Source organism: Alcanivorax sp. MD8A (assembly GCF_002888555.1).
Lineage (GTDB): Bacteria > Pseudomonadota > Gammaproteobacteria > Pseudomonadales > Alcanivoracaceae > Alcanivorax.
The window spans coordinates 1-23,254 of record NZ_AQOQ01000035.1 but is presented as its reverse complement, the minus strand read 5'-3'; the positions used below and the strand labels follow the sequence as shown (position 1 = coordinate 23,254).

The following is a 23,254-nucleotide window of genomic DNA, read 5'->3' as shown; positions in this document are numbered from 1 at the left end:
CCCTTGCGGTTCCGGTCAGGACGACACCATGAATGACATTGCCAGCGAACACAGCGCCATTGATCTCAATAACCCGGACTACTACTTCAACCGGGAGCTGAGCCTGTTGCAGTTCAACCTGCGGGTGTTGGAGCAGGCCATGGACGACAACCATCCCTTGATGGAGCGACTGAATTTCCTGCTGATTTTTTCCAGCAACATGGACGAATTCTTCGAGATTCGGGTGGCCGGCCTGCGCAACAAGCTGGAAACCGGTACCGGCCAACCCGGCCCGGATGGCATGCTGCCCGCTGAACTGCTCAAGGAAATCAGCCGTATTACCCATGAAGCGGTGGACCGGCAATATCACATTCTGAACAACATCCTGTTGCCGGCCCTGCGCGAGGAAGGAGTCGACTTCCTGCGCCGCGAAGACTGGACCGACGCCCAGGCCGAATGGGTGAAAAAATACTTTCGTGAGCAAGTCTATCCGGTACTGACCCCCATCGCGCTGGACCCCTCGCACCCCTTCCCACGGCTGGTGAACAAGAGCCTGAACTTCATTGTCCCGCTGGACGGTAAAGATGCATTCGGACGCTCTACCGGGCTGGCGATCGTGCCTGCCCCCCGCTCACTGCCGCGCCTGATTCGCATTCCGGACGAGATCAGCGGCGACGGCGACGACAATTTTGTGTTCCTGTCCTCCATGATCCACGCCCATGTATCCGACCTTTTCCCGGGCATGAAAGCGACCGGTTGCTACCAGTTCCGGGTCACCCGAAATGCGGACCTGGAAGTGGACGAAGAAGTGGAAGATCTGGCCAGCGCCCTGAAAGGCCAGCTGCTGTCCCGTCGCTATGGTGACGAGGTGCGCCTGGAAGTGGCGGACAACTGCCCACGCCATCTGATGCACTATCTGCTGGAGCAATTTGAACTGGGCGAGGATGACCTCTATGAGGTGAATGGCCCGGTAAATCTGGCGCGGATGTTTACCAGCGTGGATCGCCCGCGCCTGCACTACCCGCCCTTTACCCCGAAAATTCACCCCACGGTGAAAAAATCAGAGTCCATCTTTGATGCCATTGATCAGGAAGACCTCCTGCTGCATCACCCTTTCCAGTCATTTCAGCCGGTCATTACCCTGCTCGCAGAAGCCGCCCGTGATCCCAAGGTACTGGCGATCAAGCAGACCCTGTATCGCACCGGGACCAAGTCGGAAATTCTGGATCACCTGGAAACCGCAGCGCGTAACGGCAAGGAAGTGACCGCCATCGTGGAATTGCGAGCCCGCTTTGATGAGGAATCCAACATCGAAGGGGCGCGACGCCTGCAGGAAGCCGGCGCCATCGTGGTGTACGGGGTGGTGGGCTACAAGACACACGCAAAGATGCTGCTGGTGGTGCGTCGCGACGGGGATGGCATCAAACGTTATGTGCACCTTGGCACGGGCAATTACCACACCAAAACCACCAAGCTGTACACCGACTACGGCCTGATGACCAGCGACAAGGCCATGGGACAGGACGTGCACAAGATCTTCCAGGAGCTGACAGGCATGGGCAAGGCCGCTCGCCTGAAACAGCTCAAACACTCGCCCTTCACCCTGCACCCGTCACTGATCGAATGGATCGAATTTGAAACCGCCGAAGCCCAGGCCGGTCGGCCCGCACGCATCATCGCCAAATTCAATTCGCTGACTGAAGAGAACATCATCCAGGCGCTCTATCGCGCCAGCCAGGCAGGTGTGCAAATCGACCTGATCGTTCGCGGCATCTGCTGTCTGAAACCGGGTATCGCAGGGCTGTCCGACAACATTCGGGTGCGCTCCATCGTAGGACGTTTTCTGGAACACACCCGCATCTACCACTTCCACCATGCTGGCGAAGACCTGCTGTATTGCTCCAGTGCCGACTGGATGGACCGCAACCTGTTCAACCGTGTAGAAACCTGCTTCCCGATCAATCACCCGGCGTTGAAGACCCAGATGCTGGAAGAAGGCCTGCAGTATTATTTGCGCGACAACAGCCGAGCCTGGTTACTGCAGCCCGATGGCAGCTACCAACGCGCCCAGCCGGTAGAGGGAGAAGAAACGTTTATTGCGCAGCAAACGCTGCTTGATACTTTGGGGTAGGGGGCCGGGAGAGACGCTATGGAGCCGGTACCACTTGCCAGCAATCAACCGTAACCGGGTTGAGCACACCGCCAGCAGCGATTCTCCCTCCCGCAGCCCTCCACAGCAGGCAACAAGGCAAAGTGGGAGCGGTCGTTCGATCGCGATAGCTAGCACCACGCCGCTTATTCGCGGTGGAACCACCGCTCCCACCCCAGACACTACCGCCTCTGCCGGGCCTGCCAGCAAACGATAGAACAAACACTCAGCTCAAGTTTAGCTCACAGCCTGCTTGCTGGAAGTACTCTTGCTCTTGCTCCAGGTCGGCGAGGGTGAGGGGGTGCTCTTCCAGCCAGCCTGCGGGAAACGAAAGGGTCAGCCGGTGGTCGACCACCTTCAGGCCAATATCGGGGATCGCTTCATCGCAGCGGGCATGATGAAGCCGCGCGGCGATGCGCAGCACCAGACACAGGCGCAACAGCGGCTCGCGCTCATCTTCAGGCACATCCTCCAGCGCCGATAGCGGCACCTTGCGGCGATGGCCACGCACCAGCACCGCCACGGCCTCCTGCTCCTGACGGGAGAAACCCGGCAAATCCGAATTGGTGATCAGGTAGGCGCCATGCTTGTGGAACTGGCTATGGGACACCGCCAGCCCCAGCTCATGCAGCAGTGCCGCCCAGCGCAGGGAATCTGCCATGTCCTCACCGGCCAGCCCCCAATCGCTGGCAACCTGTTTGAGCAACGCCATAGCCGTATCGCACACCCGTTCGGCCTGACTCCGCTCCACATGGTGGCGATTCATCAAGGCCTGAATGCTACGGTCACGCACATCTTCATGGCCAAACCGGCCCAACAGATCGTAGAGCAAGCCTTCGCGCAAGGCTCCGGACGAGACCTCCATCTGCTCCAGCCCCAGCTGTTCGAAAATGCCATACAGAATCGCGAGCCCCGACGGAAAGATCGGCACCCGATCCTCGCGCAGCCCCTTGAGAGACAACCGCTCAAGGCTTTCCGCCTTCAGTACTTTCTTGCGGGCTTTCTTGAGCGCATCCAGCGTGATACCGCTCTCACACCAGCCATTCTCGACGCAGACCTGGCTGATCGCCTTGATCGTCCCGGACGCGCCCACACTCTGCACCCAGCCGATCCGCCGGTAGTTGGCATGGATCGACAGCACTTCCTGCCGGGCCGCCGTGACCGCACGATCAAATGCTTTCTCGGTAAGCGCCCCTTCCGGGAAGAACCGTTTCGCAAAACTGACGCAACCCATGTGCAGGGATTCGGTTTCCGAAGGCTCAAAGCGCTCACCGATGATCAACTCGGTCGAGCCGCCGCCGATATCGACCACCAAACGTTGCCCGGCATCATCGGCCAAGGTGTGCGCCACCCCCAGATAAATCAGCCGGGCCTCCTCGCGGCCCGCCACGATTTCGATATCGTGGCCCAATACCTCCTCGGCACGGGCAATGAACTCCCGGGCGTTGCGCGCCTGACGCAGGGTATTGGTGCCCACCACCCGAACACTACCTCGGGGAATCCCGGTAATCCGCTGGGCGAAACGCCCCAGACACTCGAGTGCCCGCTCCTGGGTGTCGGCATCCAGTCGATTATCCTTATCCAGGCCTGCGCCCAGCTGCACTTTCTCGGACAGCCCATCCAGAATCTGGATTTCCCCGTGTACCTGACGGGCCACCACCATATGAAAACTGTTCGACCCCAGATCAATGGCGGCCAGATGTTCGCCGTGCTCCATGCAAGCTCCTTCTCTCGTTGGGTCGATTCTAACCAAAAATCATGGCGTTACGATGTCATAGCCGCTAACTCTCGGGATTATTGACTGCGGTTGCTTGAAAATGCCCGGCCACACCCTGATATTATTCCCCAGCGCAACGGCCCTCGCCCGGGCCAGCCAATCCCTTTATAGCAGGAGAATTCAATGAGCGGCGAGATTATCAATGTGACCGACGCGGACTTCGAAGCCCAGGTCATCAATGCAGACGGCCCTGTGCTGGTCGATTACTGGGCACCGTGGTGTGGCCCCTGCAAAATGGTCGCGCCGATCCTGGAACAGCTGGCCGGCGAGTACGAAGGTAAGCTGACCATTGCCAAGATCAACATTGACGACAACCCGGAAACCCCCAAGAAATATGGGGTTCGCGGCATCCCAACCCTGAGTGTCTTCAAAAACGGTAACGTCGAAGCCACCAAAGTGGGCGCCCTGTCCAAGAGCCAGCTGACCGCTTTCCTGGACAGCACGCTGTAATATCCGGGCACCCCTCTGTAACCCCCGGTCAACTGGCCGGGAGGTTACTGTCAGCCACCTATAGACAGCCCCCTGTCAGAGTGGTAGATTCCAGAACCAGCTTTAAGTCAAGCACCTCCTTTTAGTAAGTCCTTCGGAACCTCTGGTTACCTTTTTATTCCTGATGGCCCCCTAGGCTTGCCGGGCCAGATTCCGAAATAACCGGATTTTCATAACAACTGCGGCACCGCAGGTGGTGCATCCTCTCATTCATCCAAGACCAAAACAGACCGCCAATGAATCTTTCTGAACTGAAGCAGAAGCCGATTGGAGAACTTCTGGACATTGCCAAAGAACTCGGCCTCGAGAACCTGGCAAGAACCCGCAAGCAGGACGTCATCTTTTCCATCCTTAAACGCGCTGCCAAAAATGGCTCCGACATTTATGGTGACGGCGTACTGGAAATCCTGCAGGACGGCTTCGGCTTCCTTCGTTCCGCCGAAGGTTCCTACCTGGCAGGCCCGGACGACATCTATGTCTCCCCGAGCCAGATTCGCCGCTTCAATCTGCGTACCGGCGATACCATTTCCGGCAAGATCCGGCCCCCGAAGGATGGCGAACGCTACTTCGCCATGCTCAAGGTCAACGAGATCAACTTCGACAAGCCGGAAAACGCCAAGAACAAGATCCTGTTTGAAAACCTGACGCCCCTGTTCCCCACCGAGCGTCTGGTCATGGAGATCGGCAACGGCTCCACCGAAGACATCACCACCCGGGTGATTGATCTGGTGGCCCCGATTGGCAAAGGGCAGCGCGGCCTGATCGTGGCCCCGCCCAAAGCCGGTAAGACAATGCTCCTGCAGAACATCGCTCAATCCATCGCCCGCAACAATCCCGAAACCCACATGATCGTGCTGCTCATCGACGAGCGCCCGGAAGAAGTGACTGAAATGTCACGAACCGTGCGCGGTGAAGTGGTGGCGTCCACCTTTGACGAGCCCCCGGCCCGTCACGTTCAGGTGGCCGAGATGGTGATTGAGAAAGCCAAGCGACTGGTTGAGCACAAGCAAGACGTAGTGATCCTGCTGGATTCCATTACCCGTCTGGCCCGTGCCTACAACACGGTACAGCCCAGCTCAGGCAAGGTACTCACCGGTGGTGTCGACGCCCACGCCCTGGAAAAGCCCAAGCGCTTCTTCGGTGCCGCGCGAAACATCGAGGAAGGCGGCAGCCTGACTATCCTCGCCACCGCCTTGGTCGACACCGGTTCCAAGATGGACGAAGTGATCTACGAAGAGTTCAAGGGCACCGGCAACATGGAGCTGCACCTGGATCGCAAGGTGGCAGAAAAACGCGTATTCCCGGCCATGAACATCAAGAAATCTGGCACCCGTCGCGAAGAGCGTCTGGTAGGCGAAGATGAACTGCAAAAGATGTGGATCCTGCGCAAGGTGCTGCATCCCATGGACGAAATCGGCGCCATGGAATTCCTTATCGACCGCATGAAGCAGACCAAGACCAACCTGGAATTCTTCGAGTCCATGAAGCGCAAATAAGAGGCGCTGGCACACAGCATGCACCTCGCAATATGCAAAACCCCGCCCCGGCGGGGTTTTTGTTTTATTGGCGTCCCTGTTGTCGTTGGTGGCTCGGGATTGGGATTGTAGGAGCCATGCTTGCATGGCGATCCAAGCCTAGGCGAGGAAAGATTCGGTCTTTGTTTTTTTGTCCGGGGGAGGCCGTTGGGATTTTTCTCACCCTTTATATCTGGCGGGTTTCTGGATGTGTTTCTGGAATCCCTCCCTCGTTTAGACTCGGATCGCCATGCGAGCATGGTTATTCGCTTCGCTCACCCCTTCGGGGCTGCGCTACGTCCCTACGACGTGCTCAGGTTATTTATTGGCGCCGAACTCAACGATCTGGATGGCGTTTCCGTTCTTCTAAAAAAACCGGAACTATTTTGGGTTTGCCCTTCCAACCAAGCGTAGCTTGTAGCTTGTTGCTTGTAGCTTGTAGCTTGCAGCTTGTAGCTTGTAGCTTGTAGCCTGTAGCTTGTAGCTTGTAGCTTGTAGCTGAGAGCTGAGAGCTGAGAGCTTACCTCCCCACCCTGCTATACTCGCCACACAACCTTCCGGTGCACCCTACCAACAAGGAACGCCATGAAATACCGCGATCTGCGTGACTTCATTACCCAGCTGGAACAGCGCGGGGAACTCAAACGCATCACCGTGCCGGTGGACCCGAATCTGGAAATGACCGAAATCTGCGACCGCACCCTGCGCGCAGGTGGCCCGGCCTTGCTGTTCGAAAATCCGAAAGGGTTCGGCACCCCGGTGCTGGGCAACCTGTTCGGCACCGAACGCCGGGTGGCGCTGGGCATGGGCCGGGAGTCACTGGAAGAGTTGCGAGAGCTCGGCGAACTGCTGGCGTTTCTGAAAGAACCGGAGCCTCCCAAAGGCTTCCGCGACGCCTGGGAAAAACTGCCGGTGTTTCGCAAGGTATTGAGCATGTCGCCCAAGGTGTCCAGCAGCGGCCCCTGCCAGGAAAAGGTCCTGGAAGGCGACGAGGTGGATCTGTACCAGCTACCGATCCAGACTTGCTGGCCCGGCGATGCCGGTCCACTGGTCACTTGGCCGCTGGTAATTACCCGTGGCCCCCACAAGGAACGCCAGAACCTGGGCATCTACCGCCAGCAACTGATCGGCCGCAACAAACTGATCATGCGCTGGCTGAGCCACCGTGGCGGCGCCCTGGATTTCCAGGAATGGCAGCAAACGCATCCCGGCGAGCCGTTCCCGGTCTCGGTTGCCCTGGGCGCCGACCCTGCCACCATTCTTGGTGCCGTCACCCCGGTTCCGGACACGCTCAGCGAGTATGCCTTCGCCGGCCTGCTGCGCGGCTCCAAAACCGAACTGGTGAAATGCATCGGCAACGATCTGCAGGTGCCTTCTAGCGCGGAATTCGTCCTAGAGGGGCATATCTACCCGGATGAAATGGCCGATGAAGGTCCATTCGGTGACCACACCGGTTACTACAATGAAGTTGAGCGGTTCCCGGTGTTCACCGTAGAACGCATCACGCACCGTCGCGACCCGATCTACCACAGCACCTACACCGGCCGCCCACCGGACGAGCCCGCGGTGCTGGGCGTGGCCATGAACGAAATTTTCGTGCCGATTTTGCGAAAGCAGTTCCCGGAAATCGTGGACTTCTATCTGCCCCCGGAAGGCTGCTCGTACCGCATGGCAGTCGTGACCATGAAGAAGCAGTACCCCGGCCATGCCAAGCGCGTAATGATGGGCGTGTGGTCGTTCCTGCGCCAGTTCATGTACACCAAGTTCGTGATCGTCTGCGACGACGACGTGAATGCCCGCGACTGGAAAGATGTGATGTGGGCCATCACCACTCGCATGGACCCGGCCCGCGATACCGTGATGGTCGAAAACACCCCCATCGACTATCTCGATTTCGCCTCCCCGGTGGCCGGCCTGGGTTCCAAGATGGGCCTGGACGCCACCAGCAAACTCCCCGGCGAAACCACCCGCGAATGGGGCCGCGCTATCAGCATGGACAAGGCGGTCAAGGAGAAGGTGGATGCGATGTGGGAGAGTCTCGGCATCGACAGTGAACAGTGAACAGTGAACAGTGAACAGTGAACAGTGAACAGTGAACAGTGAACAGTGAAGGCTGCGCGAGCCGCATAACGTGTCACGTTTTTTCTTTGCTTTTTAACGCGTGAGGCAGCCCCAAATTCACGTCGCGGGCACTTTCATCGCAATAACAACGACGCGCAATCGCGCCGCTGTTCACTGTTAACTATTCACTGTTAACTGCCTTTGTTGTACGATCGTGCCAAATAAGAACAAGGATGGCGCATGGCACTGTTTGATTCCATTGATCGACGCGGTTTTCTGAAGGCGCTGGGTAGCGCGGGTGCAGTGGGTGCGCTGGCGCCCCAGCGACTGATGGCACAAGAGTCCGAGCCCGCTGCCAAGTGGCAGAACTGGTCCGGGAACCAGACCGCCAACCCCGCTCAATTGCTGTTTCCCCGTGATGAAGCGGCATTACGCAACGCCGTCACCGCCAGTGACGCAGGCCTGCGTGCATTTGGTGGCAGCCATTCGTTCAGCGCCGTGGTGCCCACGGACGATACCCTGATTTCGCTGGAAGCCATGGCCGGACTGCGCCAGCAAGACGGCGAACGCTTTACCTGGGGCGGCGGCACCCGGCTGGCCATGGCCAGCGCCCAGGCCCACAGCCTGGGTCACAGTTTTCTCAATGAGCCCGACATCAACCTGCAGTCGCTGGCCGGCGCCATTGCCACCAGCACCCATGGTACCGGCACCGGACTCACCAGCCTGTCCGGGCAGGTGGAGGCCCTTCGCCTGATGCTGCCCAATGGCGACAGCCTGACGCTGGACCACAGTGATGGCGACCGCTTCCTTGCCGCCTGCTGCAGTGTCGGTGCCCTGGGTATTGTTACCGACATTACCTTTCGCCATGCCCCCGCTTACCGGCTCAAGGAGCACACCTGGACCTTGCCTTTGCGTGAGGCTATGGACTTTGTGGAAAAGGAGAAGGATCGCTTTCGTCACATCGAGTTCTTTGCCTTTCCGCTCGGCGAGAAAGCCATCGTCAAGACCATGGAGATCACCGACGATCCCGAGGACAGCCCTGCCCGGGAAGATGACAACGAGCTGCTGGAGCTGGTCTCCAAACTGGCCATGCATGCCGGCTGGCTGACCCCCAGCCTGCAAAAGCTGGTCACCCTGTTTGTGGAAGACAGCACCTTCACTGGCCCCTCCCACACCGTGTTCGCCAACCGGCGCACCGTGCGCTTCAACGAGATGGAGTACACCGTCCCCGCCGAGGACGGCATCGCTTGCCTCGAAGAGGTCTGCGACACCCTGCGCAAGGAAGACATCAATGTGTTCTTCCCTATCGAGTTCCGTTACGTGGCCGAAGACGATCGGTTACTGTCCATGTACCACCAGCGCCCCGGCGCCAGCCTCTCCATCCACCAGTATTTCGCCCAGGACTACCAGAAGGTTTTCCAGCCGGTGGAACCCATTCTGCGCCGCTATCAGGGCCGGCCACACTGGGGCAAACTGCACAGTCTGGGGCGCGACGAACTGGCCGAGCTGTACCCGGCGTTTGATCGCTTCCAACAGGTGCGCAAGGAACTGGACCCGCAAGGCCGAATGCTGAATGCACACCTGAAGCGGTTGTTTGCATAACACTGTACGCCACGCCCATTGGCCGCTTGTTCCTGTGGTCATGGCAAGGATGAACCAGGCACAAGCCTGGGCAAACCGGGGAGAACACATGAAACGTCGTGGAGTGTTGATCGGGCTGGGCGCCCTGGCGGCGGGGGGCTGGCTGCTGCGACCAGACAACCGTGGTGCTGCCCATGACCGTTACTTCCAGCAATTGAATGACACCCTGAAAAGCGCAGGGCCCGGCCGTCCACTGATGCTGATCGACCGACAACGACTCGCCGACAACTGCCGCACCCTGATGAGCATGATACCCAGTGGGTGCAACTTCCGGATTGTGGCCAAATCCCTGCCCAGTGTGCCCCTGATTCAGGAGGTCATGACCCATACTGGCAGCCAGCGGGTAATGCTGTTCCACCAACCATTCATGAATGCCCTGGCCGACGCCGAGCCGGGCTGCGACATGCTGCTGGGCAAACCCATGCCGATACAGGCTGCCCGTCGGTTTTATCAGGAGCTGGGCGAAGCCCATCGCTTTGACCCGAGCCTGCAACTGCAGTGGTTGATCGACAGCCTGCCGCGTCTGGAACAATACCTGGCCCTGGCACGGGAGCTCGACCAGCCCATGCGCATCAATGTGGAAATCGATGTGGGGCTGCACCGTGGCGGCCTTGGCGACCCATCACAACTGGACGCCCTGCTTGCGCTGATCCATGCCCACCCCAGGCATCTGCAGTTCAGCGGCTTCATGGGCTATGACGCTCACGTGGGCAAGCTGCCCGGCTTTATCGAAAGTGCCGAAGAAGGCCATCGCCATACCGAGCGCCGTTATCAGTCGTTCATTGATCGGCTATACCAGCAGGCACCGCAATACCAGACCCAATCACTGTGCTTTAACGGTGCTGGCAGCCCCACCCTGGCCTTGTACGACGACAGCACCGTGGTCAACGAACTCAGCGCCGGCTCTTGTCTGGTGAAGGCCAGCGATTTCGATCTGCCCTCCCTGGATGCCTTTACTCCAGCGGTGTTCATTGCCGCTCCCGTGATCAAGGCCATGGACGGGCTGAACCTCCCCGGGCCCATTCCCCTGGGTGACGCCTGGCAGCGCTGGGATCCCAATCGTCAGCGTACCTACTTTATCTATGGGGGCTACTGGAAAGCCCATCCAGTGTCTCCCGCTGGTATTCAGACCAACGGTGTCTACGGTGCCAGCACCAATCAGATGATGTACAACGGCAGCCCCGAGACGGCCCTGACCCCGGACGACCAGATTTTCTTCCGCCCCACCCAAAGCGAGTTTGTCATGCTGCAATTTGGTGATCTGGCGGTCTGGGAAGATCAGGCCATTCGCCAGTGGTGGCCACCACTGCCCCAGGGCGAGGGTGCGTGATGCCGTGGCCACTGCTGGAACGTTACCCGGAGCTGGCCATGCTCAACCCCAGCGCACTCTGCACGCTCCCCACTCCAGTGGAACCCCTGCCGGGTCTCGGCGCAAATTGCTGGGTCAAACGCGATGACATCAGTGCCCGCCCCTACGGTGGCAACAAGCTGCGCAAGCTGGAATGGATACTGCCGGACATTCGTCGTGAAGATGCCCACACCGTCGTCACCCTGGGCGCCACCGGCACCAATGCGGGCCTGGCCACCAGCCTGCTCTGCCAGAAAGAAGGACTGCGATGCGACATCTTCACCTTCCCGCAACCGGACTCACCAGTGGTCAGGCAAAACCGCCTGGCCATGCAACAGGCCGGCGCCAGACTGCATGACCGGGGCAGCCTCATGGGGGCCGCTCTGGGTTGGTATCTGCACCCCGGCCGTCTGAAGCACGGTTACTACTTTCTCTACGCAGGCTGCTCCAATCCGGTGGCTACCCTGGGTTACGTGAACGCCATGCTGGAACTTAAACAGCAGATCGACGAAGGGCTCTGCCCGGCGCCTGCGGCACTGGTCGTGGCGGCCGGGTCCTGCGCCACGGCCGCCGGGTTACTGGTGGGCAGCCAGATCAGCGGACTGAATACCCGCATTCACGCCGTGCAGGTCGCCCAGGACAAACTCGGCCCCTTCTCGGTCTGCAATGCGCGCCTGACACTGAGCATGGCCCGTGCCGCCTGGCAACAACTGGACGAACCCGGCGAGCTGGACCCGCGCCTGCTGCACTGGCACGACAACTACCTGGGCCAGGGGTATGGGCAGGCTTCTGAACTGACCCGCCAGGCTAAAACACTGGCCGCCCGCGAGGGGCTTCTGGTCGAAGACACTTACAGCGGCAAGGCCTTTGCCGCCTTTTCCGCGATAAGCCAACAGCAACCTGGCCCGACCCTGTTCTGGCATACCTTCAATGCCCACCCGCTGTAACCCTGTGGCCACCACAAGGACTTTAACCCGGCTTTTACAAACATCAGGAACATCACCCCACCTGTCGCCCACTAATTCCATGAGACATCAACCAAGGAGGATGACTCATGAAAAAACTGATTATTGCTTCTGTACTGATGGGCGCCGCGGCGACCGTAACCGCTGGAGACATTATCGAGAGCGACAGCGCTGCCATTAATCAGGGCATCAAGGAAGGTACCCAGGTACGCATGGAAGGCGAGATTGTTCAGTCACTGGGTGACGAACGTTATTTGCTGCGTGACCGCAAGGGCCAGATCGAAATCGAGCTGGATGACAAGCTTACCGCCGACCGGCCACTTAAAGCCGGCACCCGGGTGAACTTCACCGGTGAAGTGGAGCATGATGATGGCCGCAGCGTGGTAGAAGTGGACAAGATCCATTCGCTGAAAGGTGCCGTTAACACCAGCAGTGCCTCTACCATCAGCAACTGAAGCCACAAGGCTGCATTGTGACCCAGCGGCGTGAGGCCGCAATTCACAAGCAAGGCACGGCAGGCTTCCCTGTCGCGCCTTGCGAGTAACACCGCCCCCAAGGGGCGGTTTGCGGATCAGAAGGTTGCTTGCAGGCCGACCCAGAAATTACGTCGGGCATCCTTGTTGTTGTAGTCGTCGTAGTATTCCACGTCGTAACCACCGGAACCGTCATCCACGAAGCCCACATCGTAGGTCGTGAAGTCTTCGTCCAGCAGGTTGTTCACACGGGCGTGCAGCGTCACCGACTCGTTGAGCATCAGGCGTGCCCCCAAGTGGTAAATTTCATAATCTTTCCAGTACTCACCACCGCTGGAGTCGGTGTTCAGGCCGCTGCGGCCGAAGCCACGGAAGCGATCGTGGCGGCCTTCGACGGTCAGGAACATGCCGAACTTCTGGGTGGTCTGCCAATCCAGTGTACCGTTGAGCATATGTCGGGCACTGCCCGTCAGCGGGTAACCTTTGGCGTCACCACTCTTCTGCTCACTGTCGATATAGGTGTAGTTGGCACGCAGGGACCAGCGGGGTGAGATCTGATAGCGACCCGCAACCTCAACCCCCTTGATCACCGCCTTGTCCACATTCACCGGCTGCGTCACGACACCACCGATCGAGTCATAGCTGCCCAAATCCACGCAAGGCTTTTGACCTCCAGTGGCAGAACAGAGCTCGCTATCCTGACGGGAAATCTTGTCCTTGAAATCGTTCTGGAAGAAAGTGATGTTGGCGTTGTGACGATTCGGACTTTCCCAGTACAAGGCAATTTCCGAGTTCACACTGGTTTCCGGCTCAAGGTCCGGGTTACCCACCCAAGGGCGAGTGCCTTGTCCGCCAAAACCGGTAATCCCGTCATACAGGTCAGTGGTCTTCGGAGTTTTGTAACCCGTGCTCACGCCGCCTTTCACCGTCCAGCCAGGCCGCACCTGGTAAACCCCATACAGGCGAGGGCTGATTTGGTCACCAAAGGTTTCGTGGTTGTCGTAGCGTACCCCTGTCGTAAGGGTAAATGGTTCAACGATCGTCCAGTTATCTTCGGCGTAGAGTGCCCAGAAATTATTTTCCGACACTTCGCCGGGGTCTCCTCCCTCCAACCCGAACACGCCGTCTTCCAGTTCGCCACGCAAGATCTGTGTACCCACCACAACCAGATGCTGATCATTGACCGGCATATCCAGCTTGCCGTCCAGGCGCAGCTCATTGCTTTCCAGCTTGCGCTGCGGGCGCGGCAGGAAAGTGGACCCAAGCACCGCCAAACAGGCATCACTGCCCGCATCCGCTACACAGTCGGCATTGTTGGCGATGATGTCGTCATACTCGGCACGCTCAGCTGCAGACAGCGGCATGGTGCGACCTTCGTTATTTGTAGCCAGATACGTCAGGGACACATTGCTGAAACCGAAGCCCCATTCACCTTCATGGGTCAGAGCGATTTGCTCACGGGTAAACTCCTGGTCTTCTGCATAACCGGCGCGAGGCAACCTTTCTGGGCTGTCGTGGGTACCCAGCTGGCTTTCCGAGTTGTCATAGGTCTGGACAGAGTTATCGTAGTCCAGCGAAATGCGTTGATTATCCGTGGGGGTCCAACGCAGGGTGAAACCGAGCGCCGTATCCTCGTTGTCAACAGTACGACCACCACCGCCGAAGCCCAGCTCACGCTCTTGCACTACCCCATTGGGGTCCGTTACCGGTGCATATTCCGGGTTGGACGCATCCTGATCGTAAAGGCTGCCGCGAACGGCCAGACCAAACTGGTCACCCAGTGGGCCGGAGACAGAAAAGTCCGTCGTGCTGGAATCACCGTACTCATCGTACTCCTGTATGGTGCGAGTCACATTGATGCCACCACCCCAACGGGTGTAATTCTTCTTGGTGATGATGTTGATCACCCCGCCCATGGCGTCGGCACCGTACAAGGTGGAGGCCGGGCCTCGGATCACTTCAATGCGCTCGATAGCTTCCAGCGGCGGGATATGGTTGAACTGGTTACCCCCAAAGTTGTTGGGGTAGATGTCACCGTGGTTGTTCTGACGACGACCGTCGATCAGGATCAGGGTGTAATCAGCGCCCATGCCACGCATGGAGATGGTGGACTGGCCGGTCTTGTCACGGGTCTCACCCACGTCCACCCCTTCCAGCTCACGCACCGCATCAATGGCGGAAGTGAACGGCCGGCTGTGCAGCTCTTCCTGACTGATAACGGAAATACTGGCCGGTGCATCCGTCAACTTCTGCTCGTAACCGGCAGCGGATACCACCTTTACCGAGCCCAGCTCATGGGCCTGATTCTCTTCTGCCATGGCCGGCATTGCCCAGCCCCCTGCTACCAGGCCTGCCAGCAACGGCGCCCCATACCCCTTTTTCATCTCAGCCACCTGCGTCGTCTGATTAAAATCGCCGCGCAGTATTGTTGATTATGAGAATGATTTACAAATGTGAAGAAGATTCAATACGTAAATTTTGTAAGGCTGGCACCGACAAACGAATTTCTTTCACTTTTGCATGCATATGACCGCAACGCTCAGCCGCAGACAATCCAGGGCCAAACGATTACATTGACCAATGACACAGTTTCATTGTAGCTTTTTAGCATGACAACCAGGCAGGGCCCCGCGCGCAGGCGCCCCGGATCACAAAGCCCTGGAAAGCACATAGAGAGCCACACCATGTCCCATACACAGCGTCATCAAATCCTGCCCCGCAAAGTGCAGTTCGATTTTGCCAATACCCCCCTGCACTGGCTCCGGGATGATCCGTTTTCGACCCATGTGATCAACGGCATTCATATGCTGCTGCCAGCTGGCGAGCTGTGGTTTTGCCGGGTGTATAACCAGGCATTGCCCATGGTCACGGACGATGCGTTGCGTGAAGACGTACAGGGCTTCATCCGCCAGGAAGCCATCCATTCCCGCGCCCACAGCAAGGCACAAAGCTATCTGGAAGCCCACGGCCTGAGCGTGGAAGCGTATGTGACTCGTATCGAGTGGCTGTTCGGCACCTTCCTGGGCGAGGCCCCGTTCGGCATGAAGATGCTGCAACGGGATGTGTGGAAAAAACAGTGGCTGGTGTTCCGGGTCGGGGTGATCGCGGCGATCGAACATTTCACCGGCGTGCTTGGCCAATGGGCCATGGATAACGAAAGCTGGGAGCGCAACGGCGATGCCACCATGGTCGACCTGTTCAAGTGGCACCTGGCGGAAGAGGTGGAACATCGCACTGTCGCCTACGACCTGTTCGAGCACCTTTGCCGTACCCAGCTGGGCTTTTACGTCAGTCGTCAGGCGTTGATGGCCATTGTGTTCCCGCTGTTTGTCTACTTTATTTCCGAAGGGGCTCGCAGCCTGGCAAAACAGGACCCGGACCCGGAAACCCGCAAGATCGGCCGCAAACTGATCCCTCAGCTGTTACTGCAACTGCAGCGGGTGGGCAAGCAGACAGAAAATGTGCCCACCTTCTCCTTTCTGGTACGCGCCACCGCCCGCTGGGTATCCCCGCGCTTCCATCCGATCCACGAAGGGGATACGGAGCAGGCGCTGGCTTATCTGGCCCGTTCTCCTGCCGCCATGGCGGCGGCAGAAGGATAACGCGGCAAGGGCCGTGGCTCAGGCTACATCGGCACCTTGTTAAACCAGGGTGCCGCCTCTTCCAGCTGAGCCGCTAACGCCAGCAACTTGCCTTCATCGCCGTGGCCGCCAACAAATTGCGAGCCCAACGGCAGGCCTGCCTCGGTCCAGTGCAGCGGCACCGACATGGCCGGCACGCCAGTCACGTTGGCAAACTGGGTGAAAGGCATGTACTTGAAGTTTTCCAGCGCCATCTGCTCAATCATGCCGCTCTTCATGAGCAGCTTTTCCGCCCCCACTTTCAGCACCATCTTCAGCGCGGCCTGTTGCCACGGAGGTGTGGCCATGGCACCAATCTCGGCGGGCGGCAATGCCAGCGTTGGCGTCAGCCAGAAGTCATAGCGCGCCAGAAACGCATCCAGCGCAATCATGTAGCCCTGCCAGCGGGTCTGGCATTTCACGTACTCGTGGGCCGGAGTGGCACGACCAAAGGCGGCGATGGCCAGCGTGTCCAGCTCGAACCCCTCATCGCCACAACCGGTGAGTTCTTTCACCTCGTCCACTTCCGCCGCGCACTGCCCAAACCAGACGCTGAGCCAGTCCATGCACATCTGGCGGGCATCCATCTGCGGCTCGGCCTCTTCCACCTCATGGCCCAGATCACGCAGCAACGCCACCGTGTTTTCCACTGCCCGCACCGCTTCCGGGCTGACCTCCGTTCCCAATGGGGAACGGGTGGAAAACCCGATGCGCAGCTTGCCCGGGCGGCTGGCCGCAGACAGCGCATAGGCCTGCTCAGGAGGAGCGATCCGGAACAGACTGCCACGCTCATCACCCTGCGCGATATCCAGCAGCAAGGCACTGTCGCGCACCGAGCGAGTCAACACATGGTTGACCGCAATGCCGTGCATGGCCTCAGTGAAATGCGGCCCCCACGGGGTCCGTCCACGCCCGGGCTTCAAGCCGAACAGCCCGCAACAGGCCGCCGGAATACGGATACTGCCTCCGCCATCGTTGGCACCAGCCACCGGCACCACGCCAGCCGCCACCATGGCCGCGGACCCGCCGGAAGAGCCCCCCGGGGTATGGTCCGGGTTCCAGGGATTGCGTGCCGGGCCGAAGGAGTCCGGCTCGGTAATTCCCTTGGCGCCAAACTCTGGCGTGTTGGTTCGACCAAAGGGCACCAGCCCGGCCTGTTTCCAGCGCGCCACCAGGGTGGAATCCACGTCGGCCTTAATGTCTCTGGCCTTGCGGGCCTTGTTACCCTGATAGCAGGGAGCGCCGCCGATTTCCTGAAACAGGTCTTTCACCAACATGGGCACCCCTGCCAGCGGGCCGCTTAATGTCGTCCCCGCACGCTCCCGGGCCATGTCATAGAGGGGAATAATCAAGCCATTCAATTGCGGGTTCACGGCTTGGGCACGGGCAATGGCCACTTCCAGCAACTCTGCGGGCGTGACCTCGCCTTTCTGGATCAACTCGGCCAGCCCCATGGCATCAAACGCCCTGTATTCTTCAAAATTCATCTGAACTCCTGCTCTCCCAACACTGCCAAAGGTCCAACGGCAGACACCGTTATACTGTGGCATAGTCTGCACGGCATCTTGTGCCAAATTCTTGTGTGTTTCGGTTACCCCTCAGAGGCAGTCAATGAAAGCCATTGGATTCAATCAGCCCCGCGCCATCGACGACATTCACGCTCTGGAAGACATCCAGCTGGACCTGCCTTCCCCGGGCCCCAGAGACCTGCTGGTCTCGGTTCAGGCCATTTCCGTTAATCCTATTGATACCAAATTACGGCAACGGCCGCTGGAACAGCCCGGTTACCGGGTATTGGGTTTTGATGCAGCCGGCATCGTCGAGGCGGTGGGTAGCGAGGTGGAAAACTTCAAGGCAGGCGACCGGGTCTGGTATGCCGGCAGCGCGCAACGGCAAGGCAGCAATGCCCAATACCAGTGTGTCGACGAGCGACTGGTCAGCCGCAAACCGGACAGCCTTGGCATGCAGGAAGCCGCCGCCTTGCCACTGACGGCGCTGACCGCCTGGGAGGCTCTGGAAGACCAGCTGGGCTTCCGCCCTGGCGAGTGTCAGGGCAAGACCTTGCTGATCATTGGCGGGGCCGGGGGCGTCGGCTCCATCGCCATTCAACTGGCAGCCCGCTATTTTGGCCTGACGGTCATTGCCACTGCCGGCAGGGAGCAGTCCGCCAATTGGTGCGACGCCATGGGCGCCCATCATCTGGTGGATTACCGTCAACCGCTACAACCGCAACTGGATGCCGTCAGCGATGGCCAGATGGATGGCATCTTCGTGACCCAGAATCTGGATGATTACTGGCAGGCGGCCTGTCAGGCGGTGGCCCCCCTGGGCGGCATCTGTGCCATCGTCGATGCCCGCGGCCCCCTGGATCTGAACCCCCTGAAACCGAAGAGTGCCCGCTTTAGCTGGGAGTTCATGTTCACCCGGCCGCTGTTTGGCCGGAGGATGCAGCAGCAGGGTGACCGTCTCGCCGAGCTGGCGACACTGGTCGACAAGGGCGTCATTCAGACTACCGTGAGCGAAGGCCTTGGCCCCATCAACGCCAACAATCTGAAAGAAGCCCACCGCCGGCTGGAGTCCGGCAGCACCATCGGCAAACTGGTACTGGCGGGCTGGGAGTAATAGCTAGAGCAGCTATGAGCTATGAGCTTATAGCTATGAGTCGCGGATGGGGCCTGCAGGTTTTGCCAGGCCCTGCCCGCGCCAAAGGTTTCGGCGCGGTCGAGGCGTTCAACATCACCACCAGATTCCGCCCCGCGTTGCAGCTCGTAGCTCAAGGCTTTTCCAACATCGCCTCAATGTCTTTCCACGCCACGATCTTGTAGTTCTGTGGCGCATCGGGAAGACGATTGCGACCATCCTGGACCACCAACATCCCTTTTTGATAAACCCCTCCCAGATTTGCCGAGGTGACTTCCAGGCCATCGGTTTCGGAGGCACCGTCCACGCCGGCCTCAGGGTTCATGCCGATACGGAATTTACCGACCACCGCATACGGGCTGTCTGCTTCCAGAATGACATAGCTGTTATCTCCCTGACTGGAGACCACCAGCCAGTTCCTGTCATCGGCCTGATACAAGGCCAGGCCTTCAATATCGTCAACCAGTACCTCTCCGGCAGCCTTGACCTCGGTGGCGGTCACCGGCTGATCTGCGCCGGCAGCGAAGACCCACACCGCGCGATCTTCTTCACCCACAAACAGGCGCTGTTGTTGCTCATCGGCCACACACCCTTCCGGCTGGCTTGCCACCTTCAGTTCGCGCACGCGTTTACCGGTGATGCTGTCCCCTCCCAGCAACTGCCACTGCTCGATCACACCACTCTTGTCATTTGCAAAGGCATACAACCGCTGATCGTCCTGATACAGGCAGATGCCATAAATGTCCTTCATGCCGGTGGCGATCTGACCCGCTTCCTGCACCTTGCCACTGGCCGGATCGATCAGGAAAAGATGCAGGCTGTTGTGATCACGATTAGTGGCAACGGCAATGTCCCAGCGCCGCCCGGCCACATCGATACCGTAACGCAGATCCACATTGTTCAGTCTGCCGACTTCCAGAAACTGACGGGTGCGGCCCTGCAAATCGTACACATACAAACCCGCCTTCTTGTCTGTGCCAAGAATCAGACTGTCAGCCGGCGACGTCGGGTGCACCCAGATGGCCGGGTCATCGGCGGCATCACCATAGCGCTCGACACTATCGGTTTGTGCTGTGGGCAACACTACAGGCATGGTGATGCCGGGTTGTGCGGCATGGGGCCAGGACAGCATCACGCTTTGCACGCCCTTGTCAGCATCATCCACGGCATACAGGGCAAGACGCTCCCCTTGCTGCGTCACTACCAGGGTCTCCGGCTCGTCCAGCACAGGGACAGCGAAACGTTGTTGCAGACGGCCATCGGCCAGGTACAGATTGACCGCGCCAGCCTCCTTGTCTACCAGTGCCACCCCACCGGGCAGCACGGCCACCGCACTGGCGTTTTCGGCAATGTTGCCGTGGGGAGCCAGGCGATCCAGCAACTGACGCTCGGCATCACGCTCCGGGTCCGCGTGATAGCGCCACAGACCGACAGACTCTTCCGCTACATACAGGCTGGCGCTGTCATCATCCACGGCACAACTTTCCACCCCCGGGGGCAACACCAGATGACGCACGGGCAACGCCTTGTCCGCCGACCCCAGCAACCACTGGTCAGCGCCGCCGCGCTCATCCAGCAGGTACACCGACAGTAACGACTGGCTATCCTGATACAGACAGAACCCGGTGATTTCATACTCGGGGGCCGGCACTCTCTGGGCCAGTTGCCACTGCCCCTGATGCCGGGTGAACAGCACCGCCTCATTGCTGGCGGTATCCACCGTCACCAGTTGCACGACGCCCTTGTCATCCACACGGCCTTCAACGCCTTCGAACTGCCCCTCGGCCAGGGTGAGCTGACCGCTGACCAGATTGCCGTTGGCATCCACCGTCACCACATGGTCATCCTGTACCCAGAGTCCTTTTGGCTGCCCCAGTGAGGTTTCTTTTTGCCAGTCTTTCTCTGCCAAAGAGGGAGCGGCCGGGCGCTCCACCTGGCAGCCCGTCATCACCACCAGCAATGCGAAAGCCCATGGTTTGATATTCATCATATGCATCCTTCAGACAAAAAAAGGACCGGGAAACACGCCCCCGGCCCGCCTGATTAACAGGCTGCTGAAAGCCCGTTAAAGGCTTTTCAGTGCAAGACCCAGCTTGAACGTGGGGCCATACTCTTCGTATTGTGCGTTGAACTTTTCCTTCCCGGTGTAGGCATAGAAAGGTTCATCATTGATGTTGATCGCTTCAAATGTCAGCTGCAGGTTATCGGTCAGGAAGTAATACCCGTTGAAGTCCAGCTGGATGTGATCATCCGTGTAGATGTCATAGCGCTTGTCCATCGGATCACTGACCTCCTGAAGGAACTTGCCGGTGTAATTGGCCGCCAGACGCAAGCTCAGCTTTTGGGTTTCATACCCGACCATCAGGTTACCGGTGACATCGGACTGACTGGGCAAGGCGATGTCACGACGGAAGGTGGTACCGCTACCTTCATCGTAACTTTCAATTTCGGCGGAGGAATCCACCAAGGTGGCATTCGCCCCCATCAGCAGGCCGTTGAAGGGCGCAGGTAACTCGCTGAACTGTTTGGAGTAGGCCAGCTCAATGCCGTAGAGGCTCGCATCATTGCCATTCTCGAAGGTCTCCGCATCATCAAAAGCGGTGTAACCCGGCGTGCCCCCCTTGTCTGTCAGGTAGGCAAAGTTCTTGATGTCCTTGTAGAACGCAAACGCCGACACCACACCAGCACGGCCCATGTAATGCTCGATGCCCAGATCCAGGTTATTGGATTCCAGTGATTTCAATGCCGGGTTGCCAAAGCTGGCCTCACTGCCATCAATTTCAAACCCGGGAGAAAGCTGCTCAAAGGTGGGCCTCACAACACTGCGGGTAAAGGCAGAACGCACCAGCGTATCGTTGGTCAGCTGATAGCGCAGGTGCAACGCCGGCAGCCAGTGATCTTCATCGTTGTCGTAATGACTGGCGGTGATGGTGCCATTGTCATCGCCGAAACCGTCCGCCTCGAAGTCCAGTCGCTCATAACGTACACCGGCAAGAATACGCAGTTGCTGAATATCCACGGTGCCCATCAGATACGCCGCCTGACGATCTTCCGACATCTCGTAGTCTTCAATAGCCGACGCGATATCTTCGTACTGACCGGGGCCGGCAATCAAACCGTCAATGGAATCCGGATCAATGCCCGAACCAAAGTTGCCGAGCTCGTAATCCACATCGGTGGCATGATCCGCCAGACTGGCACTGGGACCATAGGTCCAGACATTCACATCGCTGTCTTTGGTGCGCTGGCTGGCTTTGGTGCCGAACTTGATCGATGCCGGGTTATCGTTCCAGTACAGGTCACGGGTAAAGTCCAGCGCCACATCGACCTGCTCATCCGTTGTTTTGCCTTCCGTCACTTCAATCTCATCCAGATCGAAGTTGCTGTCGTCATAGAAACCCGTGGGATACAGCGCTGAAGGCTTGCGGTGGCCCTGATAGCCCCCATCGGTGAAGTCCGCCACGAACACGGTGCTGTCCGCATGGCGTGGCTCGTCTTCCTGCGCCGTGCTGTAACCTGCACGAAAATCCGTGGTCCATTCCCCGGATACGTGCTGTCCACCGAGAACGAAAGACGAAATATCCTGGGTTTCTTCACGGTCCTTCAGTTCTTTTTCCACTTCGGTAACGCCGGTCTGCCCCGGTTGCTGGGCAGAGTCAAAGGCGAAAACATTAGCCTGACGAATTTCTTCATCCCGGAATTCACTGTGCAAAGTGCGCAGGTACAGGCTGGTGTCATCACTGAGCAGGTAATCGACGTTCAGCGCCATACCCAGCCGCTCGCGGGTAATCATGTAATCGCGCTGCTCGAATTCTTCCAAGGCATTGTTATCATCAAAATCCCAGGCGCCGCCCGTTTCCACGTTGTCAGACCCGAAATCGCGTTTGCCCCAGCTCACGGCACCGGCCACACCAAGATTCTTTTCCCCGCCGCCCAGTGAAAACTGGTTGCTGGCTGCCACGGCGAATTCTGGACTGGTCTGATCGGTGTGCTCGTCGTAGCTGCCGGCGCCACTGACGGAATAAAACAGGCCATCGCGGTCAAACGCTGACAGGGTCTCAACCTCCACCGTGCCCCCCAGCGAGTTGCCGTCCATGTCCGGGGTCAGGGTCTTGACCACGGTCAGGGACTCCAGCAAATCTGCAGGGATCACATCCAGCGCCACGGCGCGGCGTCCGGCCTCGGGCGCCGGCACCTGAATGCCATTGACGTTAACCGCATTAAGATCCGGGGCCACACCACGCACCCGAACAAAACGCCCCTCACCCTGATCCCGTTCAATAGAGACACCCGGCATCCGCTGCAGGGACTCGGACACGTTGTTGTCCGGGAAGTCCCCGATATCATCTGCCCGCACCTTGCTTTCAATATTATCGGCCGCACGCTGCTCACTGAGCGCCCGGTCGGTACTGGCCGCCTGACCGATAACGCGCACCGTTTCGATCTCGTTGGGCTCCCCGCTTTGTGCGTGAAGCTGGCCACACACCACGGCAATCGCCGTGGCCAATAGAGTCCGCGCCACAGGCGGCCCGACAGGCTGTTGAGAAGCCCCTTGCATGCTCAGCGTGGCCTGAAGGGTGCAGCTGTTGTGTTTTGTC

Annotated in this window: 15 protein-coding genes; 10 read left to right on the top strand and 5 right to left on the bottom strand. The window is 58.9% G+C overall.

Going from position 1 to position 23,254, the window contains the following annotated elements; all coding sequences use genetic code 11:
• Positions 1-28: 28 nt before the first annotated feature.
• Positions 29-2,110: a polyphosphate kinase 1 gene (gene ppk1 / locus A15D_RS14600; RefSeq protein WP_102792518.1), complete on the top strand. Its 2,082-nt coding sequence runs from the start codon at positions 29-31 to the stop codon at positions 2,108-2,110.
• A 244-nt stretch (positions 2,111-2,354) separates the two neighbouring features.
• On the opposite strand, the gene ppx is transcribed toward ppk1, so the two are convergent.
• A complete protein-coding gene (gene ppx / locus A15D_RS14595) occupies positions 2,355-3,845 on the bottom strand; it encodes an exopolyphosphatase (RefSeq protein ID WP_102792517.1) in 1,491 nt (496 codons plus the stop codon).
• A gap of 183 nt (positions 3,846-4,028) precedes the next feature.
• Between ppx and trxA the strand changes: the two genes are divergently transcribed.
• The 7 genes from trxA to A15D_RS14560 all read left to right on the top strand — a co-directional run bounded on the left by trxA (position 4,029) and on the right by A15D_RS14560 (position 12,378).
• Positions 4,029-4,355: a thioredoxin TrxA gene (trxA, locus tag A15D_RS14590; protein ID WP_022985383.1), complete on the top strand. Its 327-nt coding sequence runs from the start codon at positions 4,029-4,031 to the stop codon at positions 4,353-4,355.
• Between the two features lie 275 nt (positions 4,356-4,630).
• Positions 4,631-5,890 (top strand): transcription termination factor Rho, encoded by a 1,260-nt coding sequence (gene rho, locus A15D_RS14585; RefSeq protein WP_102792516.1) that lies wholly within the window; start codon positions 4,631-4,633, stop codon positions 5,888-5,890.
• 603 nt (positions 5,891-6,493) lie between these two features.
• The gene (gene ubiD, locus A15D_RS14580; protein WP_102792515.1) at positions 6,494-7,969 is read left to right on the top strand and encodes a 4-hydroxy-3-polyprenylbenzoate decarboxylase; all 1,476 of its coding nucleotides are present in this window, start codon (positions 6,494-6,496) and stop codon (positions 7,967-7,969) included.
• 240 nt (positions 7,970-8,209) lie between these two features.
• On the top strand, positions 8,210-9,571 hold the full coding sequence (locus tag A15D_RS14575) for a D-arabinono-1,4-lactone oxidase (RefSeq protein ID WP_102792514.1): 1,362 nt from the start codon (positions 8,210-8,212) through the stop codon (positions 9,569-9,571).
• Between the two features lie 88 nt (positions 9,572-9,659).
• Positions 9,660-10,940 (top strand): DSD1 family PLP-dependent enzyme, encoded by a 1,281-nt coding sequence (locus A15D_RS14570; protein ID WP_022986202.1) that lies wholly within the window; start codon positions 9,660-9,662, stop codon positions 10,938-10,940.
• Positions 10,940-11,905 (top strand): 1-aminocyclopropane-1-carboxylate deaminase/D-cysteine desulfhydrase, encoded by a 966-nt coding sequence (locus tag A15D_RS14565; protein ID WP_102792513.1) that lies wholly within the window; start codon positions 10,940-10,942, stop codon positions 11,903-11,905. The genes A15D_RS14570 and A15D_RS14565 overlap by 1 nt, the downstream gene beginning before the upstream one ends.
• Positions 11,906-12,012: 107 nt before the next feature.
• Positions 12,013-12,378: a NirD/YgiW/YdeI family stress tolerance protein gene (locus tag A15D_RS14560; RefSeq protein ID WP_022986204.1), complete on the top strand. Its 366-nt coding sequence runs from the start codon at positions 12,013-12,015 to the stop codon at positions 12,376-12,378.
• Between the two features lie 116 nt (positions 12,379-12,494).
• Here the strand turns inward: A15D_RS14560 and A15D_RS14555 are convergent, their stop codons facing one another.
• Complete coding sequence (locus A15D_RS14555) at positions 12,495-14,780, bottom strand: TonB-dependent receptor domain-containing protein (RefSeq protein ID WP_102792512.1); 2,286 nt, start codon at positions 14,778-14,780, stop codon at positions 12,495-12,497.
• Between the two features lie 300 nt (positions 14,781-15,080).
• Between A15D_RS14555 and A15D_RS14550 the strand changes: the two genes are divergently transcribed.
• On the top strand, positions 15,081-15,998 hold the full coding sequence (locus tag A15D_RS14550; RefSeq protein ID WP_102792511.1) for a metal-dependent hydrolase: 918 nt from the start codon (positions 15,081-15,083) through the stop codon (positions 15,996-15,998).
• A gap of 23 nt (positions 15,999-16,021) precedes the next feature.
• On the opposite strand, the gene A15D_RS14545 is transcribed toward A15D_RS14550, so the two are convergent.
• Complete coding sequence (locus tag A15D_RS14545; protein WP_102792510.1) at positions 16,022-17,503, bottom strand: amidase; 1,482 nt, start codon at positions 17,501-17,503, stop codon at positions 16,022-16,024.
• 124 nt (positions 17,504-17,627) lie between these two features.
• On the opposite strand from A15D_RS14545, the gene A15D_RS14540 reads away from it, so the two are divergent.
• Positions 17,628-18,638 (top strand): zinc-binding alcohol dehydrogenase family protein, encoded by a 1,011-nt coding sequence (locus tag A15D_RS14540; protein WP_022986208.1) that lies wholly within the window; start codon positions 17,628-17,630, stop codon positions 18,636-18,638.
• 151 nt (positions 18,639-18,789) lie between these two features.
• Here the strand turns inward: A15D_RS14540 and A15D_RS14535 are convergent, their stop codons facing one another.
• Together A15D_RS14535 and A15D_RS14530 are read right to left on the bottom strand one after the other, a co-directional pair.
• A complete protein-coding gene (locus A15D_RS14535) occupies positions 18,790-20,643 on the bottom strand; it encodes a phytase (protein WP_158245819.1) in 1,854 nt (617 codons plus the stop codon).
• A gap of 78 nt (positions 20,644-20,721) precedes the next feature.
• Positions 20,722-23,254: TonB-dependent receptor (locus A15D_RS14530; protein ID WP_369825842.1), on the bottom strand; the 2,533-nt coding region annotated here is incomplete at its 5' end.

What these genes read in the sequence shown, in the direction of transcription:
- trxA (WP_022985383.1), top strand. Translation starts at nt 4,029, where the DNA reads ATGAGCGGCGAGATTATCAATGTGACCGACGCGGACTTCGAAGCCCAG.
- A15D_RS14535 (WP_158245819.1), bottom strand. Translation starts at nt 20,643, where the DNA reads ATGAATATCAAACCATGGGCTTTCGCATTGCTGGTGGTGATGACGGGC.
- A15D_RS14545 (WP_102792510.1), bottom strand. Translation starts at nt 17,503, where the DNA reads ATGAATTTTGAAGAATACAGGGCGTTTGATGCCATGGGGCTGGCCGAG.
- A15D_RS14540 (WP_022986208.1), top strand. Translation starts at nt 17,628, where the DNA reads ATGAAAGCCATTGGATTCAATCAGCCCCGCGCCATCGACGACATTCAC.
- ppx (WP_102792517.1), bottom strand. Translation starts at nt 3,845, where the DNA reads ATGGAGCACGGCGAACATCTGGCCGCCATTGATCTGGGGTCGAACAGT.
- A15D_RS14575 (WP_102792514.1), top strand. Translation starts at nt 8,210, where the DNA reads ATGGCACTGTTTGATTCCATTGATCGACGCGGTTTTCTGAAGGCGCTG.
- A15D_RS14560 (WP_022986204.1), top strand. Translation starts at nt 12,013, where the DNA reads ATGAAAAAACTGATTATTGCTTCTGTACTGATGGGCGCCGCGGCGACC.
- rho (WP_102792516.1), top strand. Translation starts at nt 4,631, where the DNA reads ATGAATCTTTCTGAACTGAAGCAGAAGCCGATTGGAGAACTTCTGGAC.
- A15D_RS14570 (WP_022986202.1), top strand. Translation starts at nt 9,660, where the DNA reads ATGAAACGTCGTGGAGTGTTGATCGGGCTGGGCGCCCTGGCGGCGGGG.
- A15D_RS14550 (WP_102792511.1), top strand. Translation starts at nt 15,081, where the DNA reads ATGTCCCATACACAGCGTCATCAAATCCTGCCCCGCAAAGTGCAGTTC.
- A15D_RS14565 (WP_102792513.1), top strand. Translation starts at nt 10,940, where the DNA reads ATGCCGTGGCCACTGCTGGAACGTTACCCGGAGCTGGCCATGCTCAAC.
- ppk1 (WP_102792518.1), top strand. Translation starts at nt 29, where the DNA reads ATGAATGACATTGCCAGCGAACACAGCGCCATTGATCTCAATAACCCG.
- ubiD (WP_102792515.1), top strand. Translation starts at nt 6,494, where the DNA reads ATGAAATACCGCGATCTGCGTGACTTCATTACCCAGCTGGAACAGCGC.
- A15D_RS14555 (WP_102792512.1), bottom strand. Translation starts at nt 14,780, where the DNA reads ATGAAAAAGGGGTATGGGGCGCCGTTGCTGGCAGGCCTGGTAGCAGGG.